Annotated in this window: 17 protein-coding genes; 15 read left to right on the forward strand and 2 right to left on the reverse strand. The window is 63.9% G+C overall.

Annotation, left to right across the window (positions count from 1 at the left end; translation table 11 throughout):
* The first annotated feature begins 4 nt into the window (after positions 1–4).
* The 8 genes from recN (at position 5) to CATRI_RS06120 (ending at position 9,099) form a co-directional block, all read left to right on the forward strand.
* Complete coding sequence (gene recN / locus CATRI_RS06085) at positions 5–1,726, forward strand: DNA repair protein RecN (protein WP_290220637.1); 1,722 nt, start codon at positions 5–7, stop codon at positions 1,724–1,726.
* A gap of 48 nt (positions 1,727–1,774) precedes the next feature.
* Positions 1,775–2,956 (forward strand): putative cytokinetic ring protein SteA, encoded by a 1,182-nt coding sequence (gene steA / locus CATRI_RS06090; RefSeq protein WP_290220639.1) that lies wholly within the window; start codon positions 1,775–1,777, stop codon positions 2,954–2,956.
* 17 nt (positions 2,957–2,973) lie between these two features.
* Positions 2,974–3,909 carry a copper transporter gene (locus CATRI_RS06095; protein WP_290220644.1) on the forward strand — a complete coding sequence of 312 codons (936 nt, stop codon included), beginning with the start codon at positions 2,974–2,976 and terminating at the stop codon, positions 3,907–3,909.
* A 100-nt stretch (positions 3,910–4,009) separates the two neighbouring features.
* The gene (pyrG, locus tag CATRI_RS06100; RefSeq protein WP_290220649.1) at positions 4,010–5,641 is read left to right on the forward strand and encodes a CTP synthase; all 1,632 of its coding nucleotides are present in this window, start codon (positions 4,010–4,012) and stop codon (positions 5,639–5,641) included.
* Positions 5,642–5,673: 32 nt separating this feature from the next.
* Entirely contained in the window at positions 5,674–6,339 is a 666-nt protein-coding gene (locus CATRI_RS06105; protein ID WP_290220667.1) for an NUDIX domain-containing protein, read from the forward strand.
* Positions 6,339–7,238: a site-specific tyrosine recombinase XerD gene (xerD, locus tag CATRI_RS06110; RefSeq protein ID WP_290220992.1), complete on the forward strand. Its 900-nt coding sequence runs from the start codon at positions 6,339–6,341 to the stop codon at positions 7,236–7,238. Before CATRI_RS06105 ends, xerD begins: the two co-directional genes overlap by 1 nt.
* Before the next feature lie 131 nt (positions 7,239–7,369).
* Positions 7,370–8,239, forward strand: coding sequence for a ParA family protein (locus CATRI_RS06115; protein WP_290220995.1), 870 nt, complete (start codon positions 7,370–7,372; stop codon positions 8,237–8,239).
* Between the two features lie 50 nt (positions 8,240–8,289).
* Positions 8,290–9,099, forward strand: a complete 810-nt coding sequence (locus CATRI_RS06120) for a segregation and condensation protein A (protein ID WP_290220998.1) — start codon at positions 8,290–8,292, stop codon at positions 9,097–9,099.
* Here CATRI_RS06120 and CATRI_RS06125 read toward each other — a convergent pair.
* Positions 9,096–10,562, reverse strand: a complete 1,467-nt coding sequence (locus tag CATRI_RS06125) for a peptide MFS transporter (RefSeq protein ID WP_290220675.1) — start codon at positions 10,560–10,562, stop codon at positions 9,096–9,098. The two genes, CATRI_RS06120 and CATRI_RS06125, sit on opposite strands and share 4 nt — an antisense overlap.
* An 82-nt stretch (positions 10,563–10,644) precedes the next feature.
* On the opposite strand from CATRI_RS06125, the gene CATRI_RS06130 reads away from it, so the two are divergent.
* Both CATRI_RS06130 and bioD read left to right on the forward strand, forming a co-directional pair.
* On the forward strand, positions 10,645–11,946 hold the full coding sequence (locus CATRI_RS06130) for an adenosylmethionine--8-amino-7-oxononanoate transaminase (RefSeq protein WP_435384194.1): 1,302 nt from the start codon (positions 10,645–10,647) through the stop codon (positions 11,944–11,946).
* Positions 11,943–12,626 (forward strand): dethiobiotin synthase, encoded by a 684-nt coding sequence (gene bioD, locus CATRI_RS06135; RefSeq protein ID WP_290220679.1) that lies wholly within the window; start codon positions 11,943–11,945, stop codon positions 12,624–12,626. Before CATRI_RS06130 ends, bioD begins: the two co-directional genes overlap by 4 nt.
* Here the strand turns inward: bioD and CATRI_RS06140 are convergent.
* Entirely contained in the window at positions 12,623–13,186 is a 564-nt protein-coding gene (locus CATRI_RS06140; RefSeq protein WP_290220680.1) for a GNAT family N-acetyltransferase, read from the reverse strand. The two genes, bioD and CATRI_RS06140, sit on opposite strands and share 4 nt — an antisense overlap.
* Before the next feature lie 99 nt (positions 13,187–13,285).
* On the opposite strand from CATRI_RS06140, the gene CATRI_RS06145 reads away from it, so the two are divergent.
* The 5 genes from CATRI_RS06145 (at position 13,286) to der (ending at position 17,847) form a co-directional block, all read left to right on the forward strand.
* Positions 13,286–14,056, forward strand: coding sequence for a sulfurtransferase (locus CATRI_RS06145; protein ID WP_290220682.1), 771 nt, complete (start codon positions 13,286–13,288; stop codon positions 14,054–14,056).
* Positions 14,053–14,604 (forward strand): SMC-Scp complex subunit ScpB, encoded by a 552-nt coding sequence (gene scpB / locus CATRI_RS06150; RefSeq protein WP_290220684.1) that lies wholly within the window; start codon positions 14,053–14,055, stop codon positions 14,602–14,604. Before CATRI_RS06145 ends, scpB begins: the two co-directional genes overlap by 4 nt.
* Before the next feature lie 62 nt (positions 14,605–14,666).
* Positions 14,667–15,608 (forward strand): pseudouridine synthase, encoded by a 942-nt coding sequence (locus CATRI_RS06155; protein ID WP_290220685.1) that lies wholly within the window; start codon positions 14,667–14,669, stop codon positions 15,606–15,608.
* Between the two features lie 11 nt (positions 15,609–15,619).
* Positions 15,620–16,300: a (d)CMP kinase gene (gene cmk, locus CATRI_RS06160; protein WP_290221003.1), complete on the forward strand. Its 681-nt coding sequence runs from the start codon at positions 15,620–15,622 to the stop codon at positions 16,298–16,300.
* Positions 16,297–17,847 (forward strand): ribosome biogenesis GTPase Der, encoded by a 1,551-nt coding sequence (gene der / locus CATRI_RS06165; protein ID WP_290220687.1) that lies wholly within the window; start codon positions 16,297–16,299, stop codon positions 17,845–17,847. The genes cmk and der overlap by 4 nt, the downstream gene beginning before the upstream one ends.
* The last annotated feature ends 1 nt before the right edge of the window (position 17,848 follow it).

Raw genomic sequence — 17,848 nt, forward strand, 5'->3', positions numbered from 1 at the left:
TCGCATGCTCGCAGACATCGCCATTGAGAATCTCGGCGTCATCCCAGCGGCCACGGCGGAATTAGCCGAAGGCCTCACGGTCCTGACCGGCGAAACTGGAGCCGGAAAAACTATGGTCGTCACCGGCCTACGTCTGTTGGCTGGCGGTCGCGCCGACGCTTCCCGCGTGCGCAGCGGAGCAGCACAGGCCGTGGTTGAGGGGCGATTCATCGCCTCCGAGTCGGCGTCTACCCAAGTAGAAGAGCTTGTCGACGCCGCCGGGGGTGCGGCCGACGAAAACGGCGAGTACATCGCCTCCCGCACCGTCAGTGCTGCGGGACGGTCCCGCGCCCATCTCGGCGGCCGATCAGTCCCCGCCGCGACCTTGGCCGAGTTCACGGCACCACTTTTGACCATCCACGGACAAAATGATCAGCTGCGCCTGCTGGCGCCCGAGCAGCAGTTGGCAGCCCTTGACCGATTTGATCCTCGCATCGCTCCCTTGCTGGCGGATTATCGTCAGAAGTATCGGGCGTGGCGCACGCTGTCGAAGGACTTGCAGGAGCGCACCGAGTCGCGGCGCGAATTGGCCCAGGAGATCGACCGCCTGCAGTTCGCTCTCGACGAAATCAATGCGGTTGACCCGGAGCCGGGGGAAGATTCTGCGCTGCTCATGCACATTCAACGCCTCCAGGATGTGGATAGTCTCCGGGAGCAAGCGACCACTGCGCTGGGGGCGATTGATGGCCCCGAGGTGTTTGGCGGGTACGAGACAGAAGAGGATGCTGCCTCGACCCTGCTCGGTCGAGCCGAAGCCGCCTTGCTGGCCTCCGAAGACTCAACGCTGAAGGAGTTGGGCGAGCGGTTGGCGGAGATGACGACTGGCTTGCGGGAAATCTCCGCCGAGCTGGGCAGCTATCTGGCTGACCTCCCATCCGATGTTGACCAGTTGGACGCGTTGCTCCAACGCCAACAGCAGTTGAAGGTGCTCACCCGCAAGTATGCCAACGACGCTGAGGGGGTCATCGCGTGGCGCGAAAAGGCCCGGGCTCGCCTCGCAAAGATCGATATCTCCTCCGAGGCTCTTGATGAGTTGAAGAAACAAGTCGTGGCGGCGAAGAAGGCACTAGGGGTGGCTGCAAAGAAGTTGAGCGCGGCCCGGGCGAAAGCAGCCCAAGCGCTGGGAGAGGCAGTCACCGCCGAGTTGCAGGGCCTGGCTATGGGCAAGTCACGCCTCATTGTCGACATCAGCGTCGGAGATCCAGGCAAGGATGGCGCGGACGCTGTGCAGCTCATGCTCGCCCCCAATTCCGCGGCGGAACCCCGCCCGCTGGCCGCCTCGGCCTCCGGTGGTGAGCTATCCCGGGTCATGCTCGCCCTGGAGGTGATTCTCTCCGCGGATAGTGAGGGGGCCACGTTGGTGTTTGATGAGGTTGACGCCGGGGTCGGTGGTCGGGCCGCCGTGGAGATTGGCCGCCGCCTCGCCCGCCTGGCCGGGCGCAACCAGGTCATTGTGGTGACCCACCTGCCCCAGGTCGCCGCCTACGCCGATACCCATTTGCTAGTGGCGAAGGACGTCGGCGACGACGCGGTCACCTCAGGGGTGCTCACCTTGAACGACCAGGAACGGGTGGAGGAACTAGCGCGGATGCTGGCCGGCCTCGATGGGAGCGACACCGGGCGCGCCCACGCGACTGAGCTGCTTGATCGGGCGCGGAGTGAGCGGGCGGAGTTTCGTTCGCACTAACCCGCGCGCCTTCACCACCGATCGGGTCGCTCGCGTCACAATGACCCCATGAGTCTGTTCTCCCGCAACGTTGACCTGCCCGGCCTGCAGGGACCCCTGCGCGATTGCACGTCCGGCAAGGGATTTAAGCGCCTGCGCTCCGGCGACATTGCCGTGGTCAATGCGCCGGATATCACCCGCCAGGATTCTCAACGGCTCCTCGATGCCTCTCCGGCGGCAGTTATTAACCTTGCCCGATTCAGCACTGGTGCGGTCCCGAATTTCGGTCCGCACATGCTGCTGGAGGCGGGCATCCTCCTCGTGGAGGGGGCGGGGGATTCCCTCCTGGAGGGCTTCAAGGACGGCAAGCGTGGCCGCATTACCGACGATGGTGGCATCCACGTCGGTGAGAAGACGATTGGCTCGGGCCAGGTGGTCAACGCCCAAGCCGCCGAGGCTGCGTTCACGGAGGCCCAACAGGGGCTCGTCGACCACATGGAGGCCTACTTCGGGAACACGATTCAGTTCATTCACTCTGAAGGTCCGTTGCTTATCGACGGCCTCGGCATCCCCGACACCGGTGCCCAACTCCACGACCGCAAGGTGTTGGTTGTCAGCCCCGGCCCAGATCATCGCAACGAAGTGAAGCTCCTGCGGAACTTCATCCGGGAGTACTCGCCGGTGATCATCGGCGTGGACGAGGCCGCGGATACTCTCTTGGAGCTGGGATACAAGCCGGATCTCATCGTGGGTAATCCCGCCGGGATTGGTGCCGATGTTCTTCGCAGTGGCGCGCGGGTGGTGCTGCCGGCCGACCCGGATGGGCATGCCGCGGGCCTGGAGCGGATCCAGGACTTAGGAATCGGGGCCATGACGTTCCCGACGGCGACCGACTCCGCCACGGATCTTGCCCTGCTCCTCGCGGATTACCACGGCGCTCAGCTGATCGTGAATGCTGGCTCGCGCTTCGATCTGGATGCGGTGTTCGCTAACGATCCCTCGGCGACCCCATCGGCGTTGCTAACCCGCACCAAGGTGGGGGCCAAGTTGGTTGATGCCAAGGCGATTACCGAACTCTACGTGCTGCGCTCGGGTGCGAACCTCGCGTGGCTGTGGGCCGTCCTCGGCGTCATCGTGGCCCTCGCGGCCATCATTCTCATTGTGGGTTTGACGGGTTCGGACAGCTTTATCAACAACCTCATCGACACCTGGAACGGTATTGCGCTGACCGTCCAGGGCTGGTTCAAATAGGGGAGGAACATAGTCTCATGGCACGAAAGCCCGGAGTAGGTGGCTGGCTCATCGCCGGCGGTGGCGTCGGCGTGGCAGTGGGCGTGGCCCTCGGCACTCTAGTGTTAGCCCCCAACATGCCAGATGGAGTGGGGTTGTCTCCCTCGGCCAACAGTGACGAGCTTGCGGCCGCGGAAGAGCAGGCGAACATCGCCGAGTCCCAGGCGGCCTCCGCCGACAGCGTCATTAAGGAGCTGGTTACTGGGGCGGTGCGCGGAACCTTGGATGGACGCCCGGTTTTGGTGATGCGCACGGCTGACGCCAACGACGGGGAAGTGGACGGCGTCGAGACGCTCTTGGAAGCCTCCGGTGCCATCGACGCTGGCACGATCACGTTGACGGAGAAGTTTTTCTCGCGGGAGGGGGCCGATCAGCTCAAGTCGATCGTGACCAATACCCTCCCGGCGGGGGCGGAGCTCTCGGTTGATCGTCTCGATCCGGGCGTGCATGCCGGGGAGGCGTTGGGTTCGGCGCTGCTGCTCAATCCCGACAACGGTGAGGAGCAGGCTAGCTCCGAGGATCGCGCGTTGTTGCTGAGTACCCTGCGGGACGCGGGTTACGTCGATTTTGAATCCGGGACGATCCTGCCGGGCCAAGTCATCGTTATCATCACCGGTGATTCCGATGGTGCCGGGGAAGCGGCCTTTGCCGCCCAGAACCTCGCCGATTTCTCCGAGGCACTCGACTCGCGCGGCAACGGTGTCGTGTTGGCGGGACGGATCCGCACGGCGGCGTCGGAAAGCGGTGCCGTGGCGAAGGTACGGGCCGATGGGGCTGGCGTATCAACGGTCGATTCTGTCGACCGATCCTGGGGCCAACTGGCCACCGTGCTCGCGGTCCGCGAGCAGCTGGCCGGTGAGGCCGGAGCTTATGGCAGTGCGGCGTCGGCGGAAGCGGCCATTCCTGCACCTTAGAGGCGTAACTATCGGCCGCTAGATATTGGTGTTATGCTGAGGGTCCGTAGGTGCAATCAACCGATGCACCTGCGGATTTTCATATTCTCAGGAGGATGCCATGGCAGCCGAGCCGACCAAATACATCGTCGTCACCGGGGGAGTGGTCTCCTCCTTAGGCAAGGGGCTCACGGCCGCCAGCCTGGGCCAGTTGCTCATCGCCCGCGGGCTGAGCGTGACCATGCAAAAGCTGGACCCGTACCTCAACGTTGACCCCGGCACGATGAACCCCTTCGAACACGGAGAGGTATTCGTCACCGAGGACGGCGCGGAAACCGACCTGGACCTCGGGCATTACGAGCGTTTCCTCGACCGCAACCTCACGCAGAACGCCAACGTCACCACCGGCAAGGTGTACTCCTCGGTCATCGCGCGGGAGCGGCGGGGCGGCTACCTTGGAAAAACAGTGCAGGTTATCCCGCACGTCACCGACGAGATCAAGGAGCGCATCCTCGCCATGGGCGAGCCCGACGCCAACGGTGATCGCCCCGATGTCGTCATTTGCGAGATCGGCGGCACGGTCGGCGATATCGAATCGCAGCCCTTCCTCGAGGCCGTGCGCCAGGTGCGCCAGGTCGTCGGGCGCGCCAACATTTTCTTCATTCACGTCTCGCTCGTTCCCTACCTCGCGCCCTCGGGTGAGCTCAAGACGAAGCCGACGCAGCACTCCGTCGCGCAGCTGCGCGCCATCGGCATCCAGCCCGACGCGATCGTCTTGCGCGCCGACCGCGAAGTGCCTGCCGGCCTGAAGGAAAAGATTGCGCTCATGTGCGACGTCGAGCCGGAAGGCGTCGTATCCTGCGCCGATGCTTCCTCGATCTACCGGATCCCCGAGGTCCTGTTCCGGGAGCAGCTGGATACTTTCCTCATTCGCCGCCTCAACCTGCCCTTCCGCGACGTCGATTGGACGACGTGGCGCGACCTGCTGGAGCGGGTAGAGAATCCGCAGCGGAGCATCACCGTCGGCATTGTGGGCAAGTATATCGACCTCCCAGATGCGTATCTCTCGGTCGTGGAAGCCATCCGGGCCGCCGGTTTCCACCACCACGTCGAGGCGAAGATCGCCTGGATTGGTTCCGATTCCTGCGTTGTCGACGCCGCTTCGGCCCTCGCGGGCATCGACGCCGTCGTCATTCCCGGCGGCTTCGGCTCTCGCGGTATCGACGGAAAGATCGCCGCCATTCGTTACTGCCGGGACAACGGCGTTCCGTTGCTGGGGATCTGCCTGGGATTGCAGTGCATCGTTATCGAAGCGGCCCAGCGGGCCGGCATCGAGGGGGCCACGTCGACGGAGTTCGATCCCGAGACGGAAGCGCCGGTCATTTCCACGATGGAGGAACAGCGCGCGGCGGTCTCCGGCGAAGCAGATCTCGGCGGCACGATGCGTTTGGGTGCGTACCCGGCCGTGCTGGCGGAGGATTCCGTCGTGGCTGGGCTGTACGGTTCCACCGACGTGAGCGAACGCCACCGCCACCGCTACGAGGTCAACAACGCTTTCCGAACTGCCATCGAGGAGGGCAGTGGGCTGGTGTTCTCGGGCACCTCACCCGATGGCAACCTCGTCGAGTTCGTCGAGTATCCGAGCTCCATCCACCCCTTCCTCGTGGCCACCCAGGCTCACCCGGAGTACAAGTCGCGTCCGACGGATGCCCATCCGCTCTTCGTCGGCCTCGTGGGTGCTGCACTTAACTAGCCCTGAACTAGCCCTCAACTAGATTGGTGGGCATGGTTTCCCGATCGCACGAGTTTTCCGTCCACGGCTCCGAGGTTCTTCTCGAGTCCCCGATCCTCGCGGTGCGCCAAGATCGCGTGCTGATGCCGGGTGGCACCTTGGCCAAACGCGAGATCGTGGAACATTTTGGTGCAGTGGCGGTCGTCGCCGTGGATGATCGCGGCCGCCTGCCTCTAGTCCAGCAGTACCGCCACTCCATTGGCCGCCGCCTGTGGGAGCTGCCCGCGGGCCTGCTCGACATGGCCGGCGAAGACGAGCTCACCGGCGCCCAACGGGAGCTGGAGGAAGAAGCCGGGCTCGTTGCGGATTCGTGGTCCGTCCTGGTTGATCTGGTGACCTCGCCCGGCTTCTGCGACGAATCGGTCCGCGTCTTCCTGGCCACTGCGCTGAGCGAGGTCGGCCGCCCTCCCAGCGGTGACGACGAAGAGGCGGACATGGCCACCCAATGGGTGAGCGTTGAGCAGGCGGTGTCGATGATTATGTCCGGCGAGATAGTCAATTCCATCGCCATCGCCGGGATCTTCGCCGCCGCAGAGGTTCTCGCCGGACGCTCGGAGGCGCGGCCGGTGTCGGTCCCCTTCGATCTGCGCCCCGCTAGCTTGGCACAGCGCCGGATCGATGAAGGTATCGCACCCGACATGAAGATGCTGCCCCGGTGATCTCCGCCCGCGCGCTGGCCACCGCGTGGCTCAACCACCTTGCCGTGGAGCGGGGCCTATCCGCTAACACCTTGAGCAACTATCGCCGCGACGTCGAACGCTACCTGGAGTGGCTCGAGGCAACCGGTATCACGGAGCTGGGATCGGTGACGGCCCTCGACATCGAGGCTTACGTCGCCGACCTGCGCCGCGGCGGCCTGGCGGCCAGTTCCGCCGGGCGGGCCCTCGTCGTTGCGCGCGGACTGCACAAATTCGCCGTCGTCGAGGGCCACATCGGCGTCGATGTCGCCGCCGACGTGTCCCCACCAGCCACCGGCCGGCACCTGCCTGACACGTTGAGCATCGAGGAGGTGTCCCTGCTTATCGACGCCGTCCCTACCGGAGACACTGCCACCCCCGTCGACCTGCGCGATCGCGCCCTGTTGGAATTGCTCTACGGCACCGGCGCCCGCATATCCGAGATCCTGGGGTTGGCCGTCGATGACCTCGTCGATTGCGACGGCATCTTGCGGTTGACGGGCAAGGGCAACAAACAGCGGATTGTTCCCGTCGGTGCCCCCGCCATGGCGGCCGTGGACGACTACCTCGTCCGGGCGCGCCCGGCATTCGCCACCGGCAGGTCCCATGCGCTGTTGCTGAACAAACGTGGTGGGGCATTGTCGCGGCAGTCAGCCTGGGCCATCCTCAAGACTGCGGGTGCTCGCGCGAGACTGGACAAGGAAATTTCCCCCCATACGCTCCGCCACTCCTACGCCACGCATCTGTTGGAAGGCGGCGCCGACGTGCGATCGGTCCAAGAGCTGCTCGGCCATTCATCGGTGACCACCACCCAGATATATACTCACGTGACCGCAGAGAACTTGCGGCAGGTGTGGCGGGAAGCGCATCCACGGGCATGAGACGTTCACCGTCCGTCTGGTCTGTAGCCTTGACCGTTCGGGTGATGGACGTGCCTCCACCAGGTTGGCCCCGGTGGGGGTAGTCTATGGATGACATTGGTGTAAGTAGCGTCAAGGAAGAGGGAGTGACTGTGACCGGAGACGGACTCTTTGAGACTCCGGGTTCTGAACTCGGACTGACCGGACGACCCGTCCGCGACCTGCCTCAGCCCGCACACTTAGAAAAGCACGGTCCCGCCAAGATCATCTCCATGTGTAACCAGAAGGGTGGAGTAGGTAAGACCACTTCCACCATCAACCTGGGTGCCTGCCTGGCGGAACAGGGCCGCAAAGTCCTCCTCGTTGACCTCGACCCCCAAGGCGCGCTGTCCGCCGGACTGGGAGTGCCCTATGACGAGCTGGACCTAACGGTCTACAACTTGCTGATAGACAACCAGACCTCCATCCATTCGGCCATCCATTCCACGAGCGTGCCCGGGATGGACCTGGTGCCCGCCAACATCGATCTCTCGGCCGCCGAAATCCAGTTGGTCAACGAGGTTGGCCGCGAGCAGACTTTAGCCCGAGCACTGCGTCCGGTGATGAAGGAGTATGACTTCATCATCCTCGACTGTCAGCCCTCCCTAGGCTTGCTGACCGTCAACGCGCTGGCCTGCTCCCACGGAGTCATCATCCCCATGGAGTGTGAGTATTTCTCCCTCCGCGGCTTGGCCCTGTTGACCGACACGGTGGAAAAGGTAAGTGATCGCCTCAACTTCGACCTCGAAATTCTCGGCATTCTGGTGACGATGTTTGATCGGCGTACCTCCCACGCCCGTGAGGTCATGTCCCGAGTCGTGGAGGTCTTCGGGGACCAAGTCTTCGACTCAGTGATTACCCGCACCGTCCGCTTCCCAGAAACCTCCGTTGCCGGCGAGCCCATCATCACGTGGGCCCCGTCCTCCCAGGGCGCTGAGCAGTACCGCCACCTCGCCCTCGAGGTCCTGGAGCGGGCCAGCTAATTCACGTGTCCGCACCGACGATTACTATCCCGCCTCGCAGATCAGCGAGTCTGCCCGAGGCGGGCGTACAGCCGGAGTTGCCGGGCTTCCGCGTGGCATTGAAGAACTTTGAGGGCCCCTTTGACCTGTTGCTCCAGCTCATCGGCGCTAAGAAGCTTGACGTCACCGAGGTGGCGCTCTCTGAAGTCACCGACGATTTCATTGCGTACACGCGTCGCCTAGGCGAAACCGCCGACCTGGACGAAACCACGGAGTTCCTCGTCATCGCGGCCACCCTGCTGGACCTCAAGGCGGCGCGCCTGCTTCCCCGGGGCGAAGTCGACGACCTCGAAGACCTCGCCCTTTTGGAAACCCGCGATCTCCTCTTCGCCCGGCTCCTGCAATACAAGGCCTACAAACAGGTAGCGGACTTGTTTGCCCAATGGCAGAAAAACGCCCAACGCCGCTACCCCCGAGCCGTCGGAATGGAGGAGCAGTTCGCTGATCTCCTTCCACCCGTCACCCTCGGCCACACTCCCGCGTCCTTCGCAGAGCTGGCAGCGGGGGTTTTCCGCCCCAAGCCGCCAGAAGAAGTGGGCATTGGCCATATCCACCAGGTGGCGGTCTCCGTTCCGGAACAGGCTGGCCGCATTCTGGATACGCTGCGACTTATGGGGCAAAACCACTGGCTCACCTTCGCAGCCCTCACCCGCGACTGCACTATATCGATGGAGATCGTGGGGCGGTTCCTCGCCCTCCTTGAGCTTTATAAAGCCAAGGCCGTGGAGGCTGAGCAAGCTGAGCCGCTGGGGGAGCTCAACGTCGCCTGGACCGGTCTCGACGTCGACCCGGCTGTCGTGGCGGCGAGGAACTGGGACTAGTCTCGCCGCAAGGCGCGAGCTGCGAAGAACACGCCCACCGCGATGGCGATGACGGTGCCGGCCACGCTGAGAAGGTAGGTGCGCTCGGCGACGGCGTTGCTGGGGTCAAAGAACCTCGACAGAGACCCCGCCAGGGAGGTGCCGATGGACAGGGTGAGGAAGTAGAGCGCGGAGAAGCGGGTGGCGAATGCCGCTGGTGCGTGGGCGCTGGTGGCTGCCATACCAACGGGGCCGATGAGGAGTTCGCCCAGGGAGAAGAGCAGGATACAGCCCGCGAGTGCGAGGAACGGGGTGGATCCGGCTGCGCCGCCCGCGAACGGGAGCAGGACGAGCATGCCTGCCCCGGCAATGAGGAGTCCCGAGGCCATCGTGGTGGCGGAGTGGGGGCCTCTGCGACTGCGCAGGCGGGCGAGGGCCCAGGTGACGGGCAAGGCGAGGGTGAGGATGTAGAAGGGGTTGAGGGATTGGGTCCATGCCGGGGGGATCTCGAAGCCGAGGAGGGAGCGGTTAAGGCGTTCGGCGGAGTAGACCGCGAAGACTCCGTAAGTCTGGGCGAGGAGCGCCCAATAGGTGGTGGAGGCGATGAACATGGGGAGGAAGGCGGCTACTCGGTGGCGTTCGGCGGAACTGACCAATGGTGATCGGAACATTTGGATGAACAGGGCTACTGCGACGCTCAAGGTCGCGACGAGCAATACGGTGGCCAGGGTGGCAAAGCTGCGCATCCCTACAGTCAGGACGGCTCCCGCACCGAGGATGACGGCAAGCGGGAGGAGGTAGCGTGCGGGCCCGAACAGGGGAGAAGGAACCGTGGTGATGGCAACTCGGGCCGAGTCGCTGAGGGAGGCCATCATGCGGGGTCGCAGGCTGAGATAAATGGCAACGCCCACGGCCATGAGGACCGCGGCCGCAGCGAATCCGTGATGGTAGGAGTAGCGGGCCGCGAGCCACCCGGTAAGCAGCGGGCCGAAGAGCGCGCCCACGTTGATGCCCAGGTAGAACAGCTGGAAGGCGACGCCGTGGCGGGCGCCATCGGCGGGGTAGACACGCCCGAGGACGGTGATGGCGGCTGTTTTCAGCAGGCCCGAGCCCACGGCGATGGCGAGGAGTCCGGGGGCGGTTCCCAACCAACCGGGGATCAGGGAGAGGCTCACGTGCCCGAACATGAGGAGGCCCGCGCCGAGCAGCAGAGTGCGTTCGGGCCCGAAGAGGCGGTCGCCGACCCAGCCACCGCCAAAGGCGCAGAGGTAGAGCAGGGATCCGTAGGCCCCGACGAGGGCGGTGGCTTCTGCCTTGTCCATTCCGAGGCCGCCATCGGAGACGGTGGCGTAGAGGTAATACGCCAGGATGGCTTGCATTCCGTAGAAGCTAAACCTTTCCCACATTTCGATGCTGACCACGGCTGGCATGGCCAGGGGATGGCGGTGGGGCGCCTGCCCTGAACGGTGTTCAATCATTGTCATGAGCAGCATCATGCCAGACTCGCCAATGGGATATGATCAAAGCCCCACCTAAACTTGAACAGTGTTCAGTAATCCGAAGGAAATGATGGTTCACCCACTCGATCCAGCCGATGTGCAACGGCTCGACTCCGCACACATCTGGCACCCGTACGCTGCGGCAGGCACACCGGCGCTGCCGGTCGAATCGGCCAGCGGAGTCACTCTGGCGCTTGGCGACGGCCGCGAAGTCATCGATGCCATGAGTTCCTGGTGGGCAGTCGTCCATGGTCACAGCCATCCGCGCCTTGTCGCCGCCGCCCACCGTCAAGCGGAAACGATGAGCCACGTCATGTTCGGCGGCCTCACCCATCGCCCGGCGGTGGAGCTCGCCCAAGCCCTCATCGAGGTCACCGATCCCGTACTGACCAAAGTCTTCTACTCCGACTCGGGATCGGTGGCCGTGGAAGTCGCCATCAAAATGGCGCTGCAGTACCAGCGGGGGATCGGCCACCCCGAGCGCCGACGGCTGCTGACCTGGCGCGGGGGCTATCACGGTGACACTTTCGCGGCCATGAGCGTGTGTGATCCGGAAGGTGGGATGCACGCGCTGTGGGAGGGCACCCTCGCGCAGCAGGTATTCGCGCCGGCTCCACCGGCCCGGGGCGCCACCCCGGACCAGATCACAGAATATGTAGACAACATGGACGGGCTCATCGCGGACGACATCGCCGCGCTCATTATCGAGCCAATCGTTCAGGGGGCAGGCGGGATGCGCTTCCACGACCGGGCTCTCGTCGCTGCGGTCCGCGAGCTCTGTGAGCGGAAAGGGATACTGTTCATCGCTGATGAGATCGCCAGTGGATGGGGCCGAGCGGGAAAAATGTTCGCCACCGAGGGCCTCAACCCGGACATCCTCTGCGTGGGAAAGGCGCTGACCGGAGGATTCATGACTTTGGCGGCAACGTTGACCACCCAGGCCGTCGCCGATGCGATCAAGAGCCCGGCCGGTGGTGGGGCACTCATGCACGGCCCTACCTTCATGGCCAACCCGCTGGCGTGCGCTGTCGCCACCGAATCGGTGCGCATGCTGCAGGAAGGGCAGTGGCGAGTCCAAGTACCGGCCATTGAATCGGCCCTGCTCGACGGACTTGAGCCACTCCGGCAACGCGAGGGGGTCGCCGATGTCCGCGTTTTGGGGGCCATCGGCGTCGTCGAGATGGCCGAGCCGGTAGATATGTCCAGGACTACCGCCGCGGCACTAGATCACGGCGTGTGGATCAGGCCGTTCGGACGCCTCATCTACGTCATGCCGCCATATATATGTACACCCGAGCACATCGCTACGATCTGCGCAGCCGTTGACGCCGCAGTCGGAGCCGCAACTAAGAGAACGGAAAACCAATGAGCATCATCTTCGTCACCGGGACCGGTACCGATGTGGGCAAGACCATTGCCACGGCCGCCCTTGCCTTACGCATCACCGCCGACGGCCACCGCGTCATCCCTGTCAAGCCCGTGCAAACCGGGGTGAAGGACGGGGACACGGACGACGGGGACATTGCGACCGTCGAAAAGCTGACTGGACTTGGGGGAGTGGAATTCCACCGCTACCCCGACCCGTTGGCGCCCAACCTCGCCGCCCGGCGCGCGGGCCGCCCGGCGCCGGACCTGGAAGAACTGGCCGAACAGATCCGCGAGCTCGATGCGCCCGACACCGTCGTGTTGGTGGAGGGGGCTGGGGGATTGCTCGTTCATCTCACTGACAGCGAGACCTGCGCGGATCTAGCCAGGGAACTTGATGCGGAAGTTGTCGTCGTCACCACCCTGGGCCTGGGCTCGCTCAATTCCGCGGCGCTGACCGTGGAGGCCACGAGGGCAAGGGGGCTTAAGGTCCTCGGGCTCATCGGCGGCTCCCTGCCTGATGACCAAGACCTGGCGACCTCGCTTAACCTCAGCGAACTGCCAGTGGTCACGGGCGTCCCACTCTGGGGAACGTTGCCCGCCGGCCTAGGCCAGGACGCAGCATTCGCAGAAACAGCCCACCGATACTTACCGGCGGGCTGTTGGACGGGGGAGAAGAACTAGGGGCGGGCCTTGAGGAACTCGAGGATCTCGACCGGCAGTTCCCGATCGGAGTAGATGCGCACGTCCGGCTCATCCGGGGCGCCCTCGGTGCCGACGCGGCGCCCCTCCCACACCGGAGACAATCCGAGCTTTTCCAGCACGCGCTCCGACGAAGGGTGGTTAGTGGTGATACGCGCGGTGACTGGGGTGTCCGGGTCGAGGTGCTTTGCTAAACGCAGGGCAGTCTCGGAAACCTCCGTGGCGTAGCCATTGCCCCATTTGTCGGGGCGGAAGCGGAACTTCAAGTCCCACACCCGGCCATCAACGAGCTCGAGTCCGCCGACGCCAATGAACTCCGAAGGCTGATCCCGCAGGTAAATGCCCCAAGGGCCCAGGTCCTTCGCTGCCCAGGAGGCCTGGGTTCGGCCGATGAGGACGTGTGTTTCGCGCACATCCTCGTGGCGAGCTTGCGGGCGGTGGGTCCAGATTCGTTTGTCGCTATAAACCTTGTAGGCCTCGGCGTCATGCTCCGAGGTCAGCGGCATCAAAATCAGGCGGTCGGTGCGGGTGATCGTACTCATACCGGCATGTTACACACATCACGAATTGGAGAGAAGGTGATTTGCACGAAAATCTTTAACGTCTTCGCATACCTTTGATCACAACTTAAACTGAACAGTATGTCTCCACTTATCTCCATCGACGAGCTCCGCGCGAGCCAGGCCGGCCTGACTCTTTTATGCGCTTCCATGGGGCCGACACCGCCGACCCACGGCATCCCGGATTCTTACCTGGCCGATTTGGAGGCAGACTTTTCCGATCCGTCAGGCCAGCTCCCCCATACTGCTCCGGCAAACCTCCGCGGGCTCTTCGAAGCCTATGGGATCAGCGATGACACCGCCGTTGTGGTCTATGACCAGCAAGCTGGTGCGGTTGCTCCGCGAATCTGGTGGCTGGCGCGGGTCGCAGGTCTGAGTAACGTCCGGGTTCTCAACGGCCCTTGGACCTTTGAAACTGCGCCTTTCGCCCGGCCCACTCAACGGGGTACCATTAGCGCTCCCTCCCGGCCCGAACTGCTTATCGACGCCGCCGCAGTCGCCGCCGGTGGCCGCCTCATCGTCGATGCCCGCTCGGCGGGCCGATTCGCCGGGACCGAAGCGGAACCGCGCCCGGGACTACGTCCCGGACACATTCCCGGCTCGGTCAACTTGCCGTACACCGAGGTGTTTGCCTCCGACGGCACCTATCGACCTGCGGGACAGCTGCGGGCATTGTTCGAGGCGGTCGTCGATAAGCGAGAAGACCTGGCGTTTACCTGCGGCTCCGGGGTAACTGCCTGTGTGGACGCTTTGGCCGCCACCCTCGCCGGATATGAAGATTTGGCTGTGTACGAGGGATCATGGTCCGAATGGGGGCGCCCCGACAGTGGGCGGGACGTGGCAATCGCATGAGCTTGCCCATGATTTCCCAACTTCGCTCGCGACTCGAATCCATCCTCCTGGTCATTGATACCCCCGCTTCGGAGACCGTCTTGGCGCGGGTATTGGAAGTCGACGAGGCCACAGTCTTTTCTCTGCTCACCTCCATTGCCGCTGAGTTCAATGAGCGCGGATCCGGCTTCGACCTGCGGGAAACCGCCGAGGGCTGGCGGCTGTACACCCGCACCGAGAACGCCCCTGCGGTAGAGCAGTTCCTCCTGGACGGCTCGCAAACCAAGCTATCCCGCGCCGCCCTGGAAACCCTGGCGGTAATCGCCTATCGGCAACCGGCCACCAGATCGCAGATCTCCTGTGTGCGCGGAGTTAACGTCGATGGCGTTATGCGTACCCTGCACCTGCGCGGATTGATCAAGGAGGTCGACATCGAGCCCTCCACCGGCGCTCACCGTTACGCGACGACGGAGCTGTTCCTCGAGCTCCTCGGCATTGACTCGCTCGAGCGCTTGCCGGACCTGGCACCGTTGTTGCCTGACGTCGACTCCATTGATGAGGAGTTCTAGGCTTTCCTCAGGTAGGGTGGTGCTGGATTTAGCACTAAAACTACAGATAGGACACGATCTACGTGACTCCACCCGCTCGCCGCGACGGCACACCGGACAAGGACCAGCAGCCTAAGAAGCTGCGGGCATCCGAGATTCCGCTGTCCAACGCGCGCCCCGCCCGCCGCCAAAACGTCAACTCTGATCAGCGCCGCAAGGAAGCTGCCACCGCCGACTCGGTGGCCCGCAGCCTCGGCGCCGACTGGCTCGTCGAAGACCAGCCGGCTGCTGATGAACGCATCCGCCTCCAGAAGGTCCTGGCCCAGGCCGGAGTCGCCTCTCGCCGCCACGCCGAAGTTCTTATCGATAAGGGCCGAGTCGAGGTCAACGGCAAGATTGTCAAGACCCAAGGAACCCGAGTCAACCCGAACGTCGACGTTATCCGCGTCGATGGCGTGCGTATCAACGTCAATGAAAACCACGAGTACTTCCTGCTGAACAAGCCGCGCGGAATGCAGTCCACCATGTCCGATGACATGGGTCGGCCGTGCGTCGGCGACATTGTCGCGGAGAAGACAGTCTCCGGTCAGCGGCTTTTCCACGTCGGCCGCCTCGACGCCGACACCGAAGGCCTGCTGCTGCTGACCAACGATGGTGAGCTGGCTAACCGCCTCATGCATCCTAAGCACGAGGTCCGCAAGACCTACCTGGCTACCGTGCTCGGAGAGGCCGACAAGCGCCTCGTCCACCGCCTGCAAAAGGGCATCGAACTCGATGACGGCCCCGCCAAGGCCGACTTCGTGCAGATCGTGGACACCCACATGGGCCAGTCGCTCATTCGCATCGAGCTGCACGAGGGCCGCAAGCACATCGTGCGCCGCATGCTGAAGGAGGCGGGATTTCCCGTGCAGCGCCTCGTGCGCACGAAGCTCCACACCGTCCAGCTCGGTGAGCAAAAGCCCGGCACCATGCGCGCCTTGAATGATTCCGAGCTGACGTCGCTGTACAAGGCGGTCGAACTGTGACCTTGTCCAATATGCCAGATGGTGGCCTCCTGCTCGCCGTCGATGGTCCTTCCGGTACCGGCAAGTCCACGACCTGTCGTCGCCTGGCCACCCAGCTCGACGCCAAATACGTCGACACAGGAGCGATGTACCGCGTCGCTACCCTCGCGGTGCTTCGTGCTGCCGTCGATCCGGCCGATGCTTCCCGAGTCATCGAGGTTACCGCTGACCTGCCGCTATCTGTCAACGATGACCCCGATTCCACTGAGGTTCTCCTCGCCGGGGAGGATGTCTCCGCCGAGATTCGCGGCCCGGAGGTCACCCGCCACGTCTCCGCTGTGTCTGCTATCCCGCAGGTCCGTGACAACCTGGTGGCACTGCAGCGTCGATTGGCAACCCAGGCGCATCGCGCCATCGTCGAGGGCCGCGACATCGGCACCGTTGTGCTTGTCGACGCCCCGGTCAAAGTCTTCCTCACCGCTTCCGCTGAGGTCCGTGCCCGGCGCCGCTTCGACCAAGATGTCGTGGCCGGCCGAGACGTTGACTTTGACACCGTGCTCGCCGACGTTGTGCGTCGAGACGAGCTGGATTCCAACCGTGCAACCTCCCCGCTTCGTCCGGCGGAGGATGCCATCATCGTCGACACTTCGGAGCTCAGCTTCGCGCAGGTGCTCGACACCCTCATGACATTGGTGGAGGAGAGCGCCCGATGAGCACCAAAGATTTCGAGAACGAAGAGGACACCCAGTTCGTCTTCCACACCCCCGGTGGCGGAGAAATGGACGCTGAAGGTGTGTTCATCGACGAAGAAGAACTCGCCCCCGGTGATGGCTGGGCCCCTGCCGAGTTTGACGCCGAGGACTTCAACTTCGAGGAAATGACCGAGGAGCAGTGGGCCGCACTAGAAGCCAGCGTCGGCTTTGAGAACCCCGAGCACCTAGAAGAAGAACTCTGCACCGTCGCGATTGTTGGCCGCCCAAACGTGGGCAAGTCAACCCTGGTCAACCGCTTCCTCGGTCGACGGGAAGCCGTCGTGGAAGATTTTCCCGGCGTCACCCGTGACCGCATTAAGTACCTCGCCGAGTGGAATGGGCGCCGTTACTGGGTCCAAGACACTGGCGGCTGGGACCCCAACGTCAAGGGTATCCACGGGGCGATTGCCCGCCAGGCTGAGATCGCCATGGAGTCCGCCGACGTCATCGTCATGGTCGTGGACACCAAGGTGGGCATTACCGAGACCGATGCCGTCATGGCGCGCAACCTGCAAAAAGCCCAGGTCCCGGTTCTCCTCGTGGCCAACAAGTTCGACTCCGACTCGATGTACGCCGACATGGCCGAGTTCTACGCCCTCGGCCTTGGGGACCCCTGGCCCGTGTCCGCCCTCCACGGCCGCGGCGGCGCCGACGTCCTTGATGAGGTCCTGGCGAAGTTCCCCGAGGTCCCTCGTGACAAATCGATCGTCGAAGGCCCCCGCCGAGTGGCGCTGGTGGGCAAGCCGAACGTGGGAAAGTCCTCCCTGCTGAACAAGATGGCGAAGGAGGAACGCTCGGTCGTCGATAACGTGGCAGGCACCACCGTCGACCCCGTCGACTCCTTCGTGCAACTCGACGAGAACGTGTGGAAGTTCGTCGACACCGCCGGCCTTCGCAAAAAGGTCAAGACGTCCCAGGGCCACGAGTACTACGCCTCCCTGCGCACCCGTGCAGCCATCGACGCCGCCGAAGTCTGTGTCCTGCTTATCGACGCCTCCGAGCCCGTCTCCGAGCAGGACCAACGAGTCATCTCCATGATCCTCGACTCCGGCAAAGCCATGGTCATCGCTTTCAACAAGTGGGACCTCATGGACGAGGACCGCCGCTACGAACTCGACCGGGAGATCGACCTGCAGCTGGCCCACCTGCCCTGGGTCACCCGCGTCAACATCTCCGCCAAGACGGGCCGAGCCCTTCAGCGCCTCGAGCCCGCCATGCTGGAGGCCTTGGAAAACTGGGACAAGCGCATTTCCACCGGCCAGCTCAACACCTGGCTGCGCGAGGCGATCGCTGCGAACCCGCCGCCGATGAAGAATGGTCGCCTCCCGCGTGTCCTCTTCGCTACCCAAGCGTCAACCCGTCCGCCGGTGATCGTCCTATTCACCACGGGTTTCCTTGATGCCGGTTACCGCCGCTACCTGGAGCGCAAGTTCCGTGAGCGCTTCGGATTCCACGGCACGCCCGTGAGAATCGCGGTGCGAGTGCGCGAGCGCCGTCAGCGGAAGTAGC

It is taken from the genome of Corynebacterium atrinae (assembly GCF_030408455.1).
Classification (GTDB): domain Bacteria; phylum Actinomycetota; class Actinomycetes; order Mycobacteriales; family Mycobacteriaceae; genus Corynebacterium; species Corynebacterium atrinae.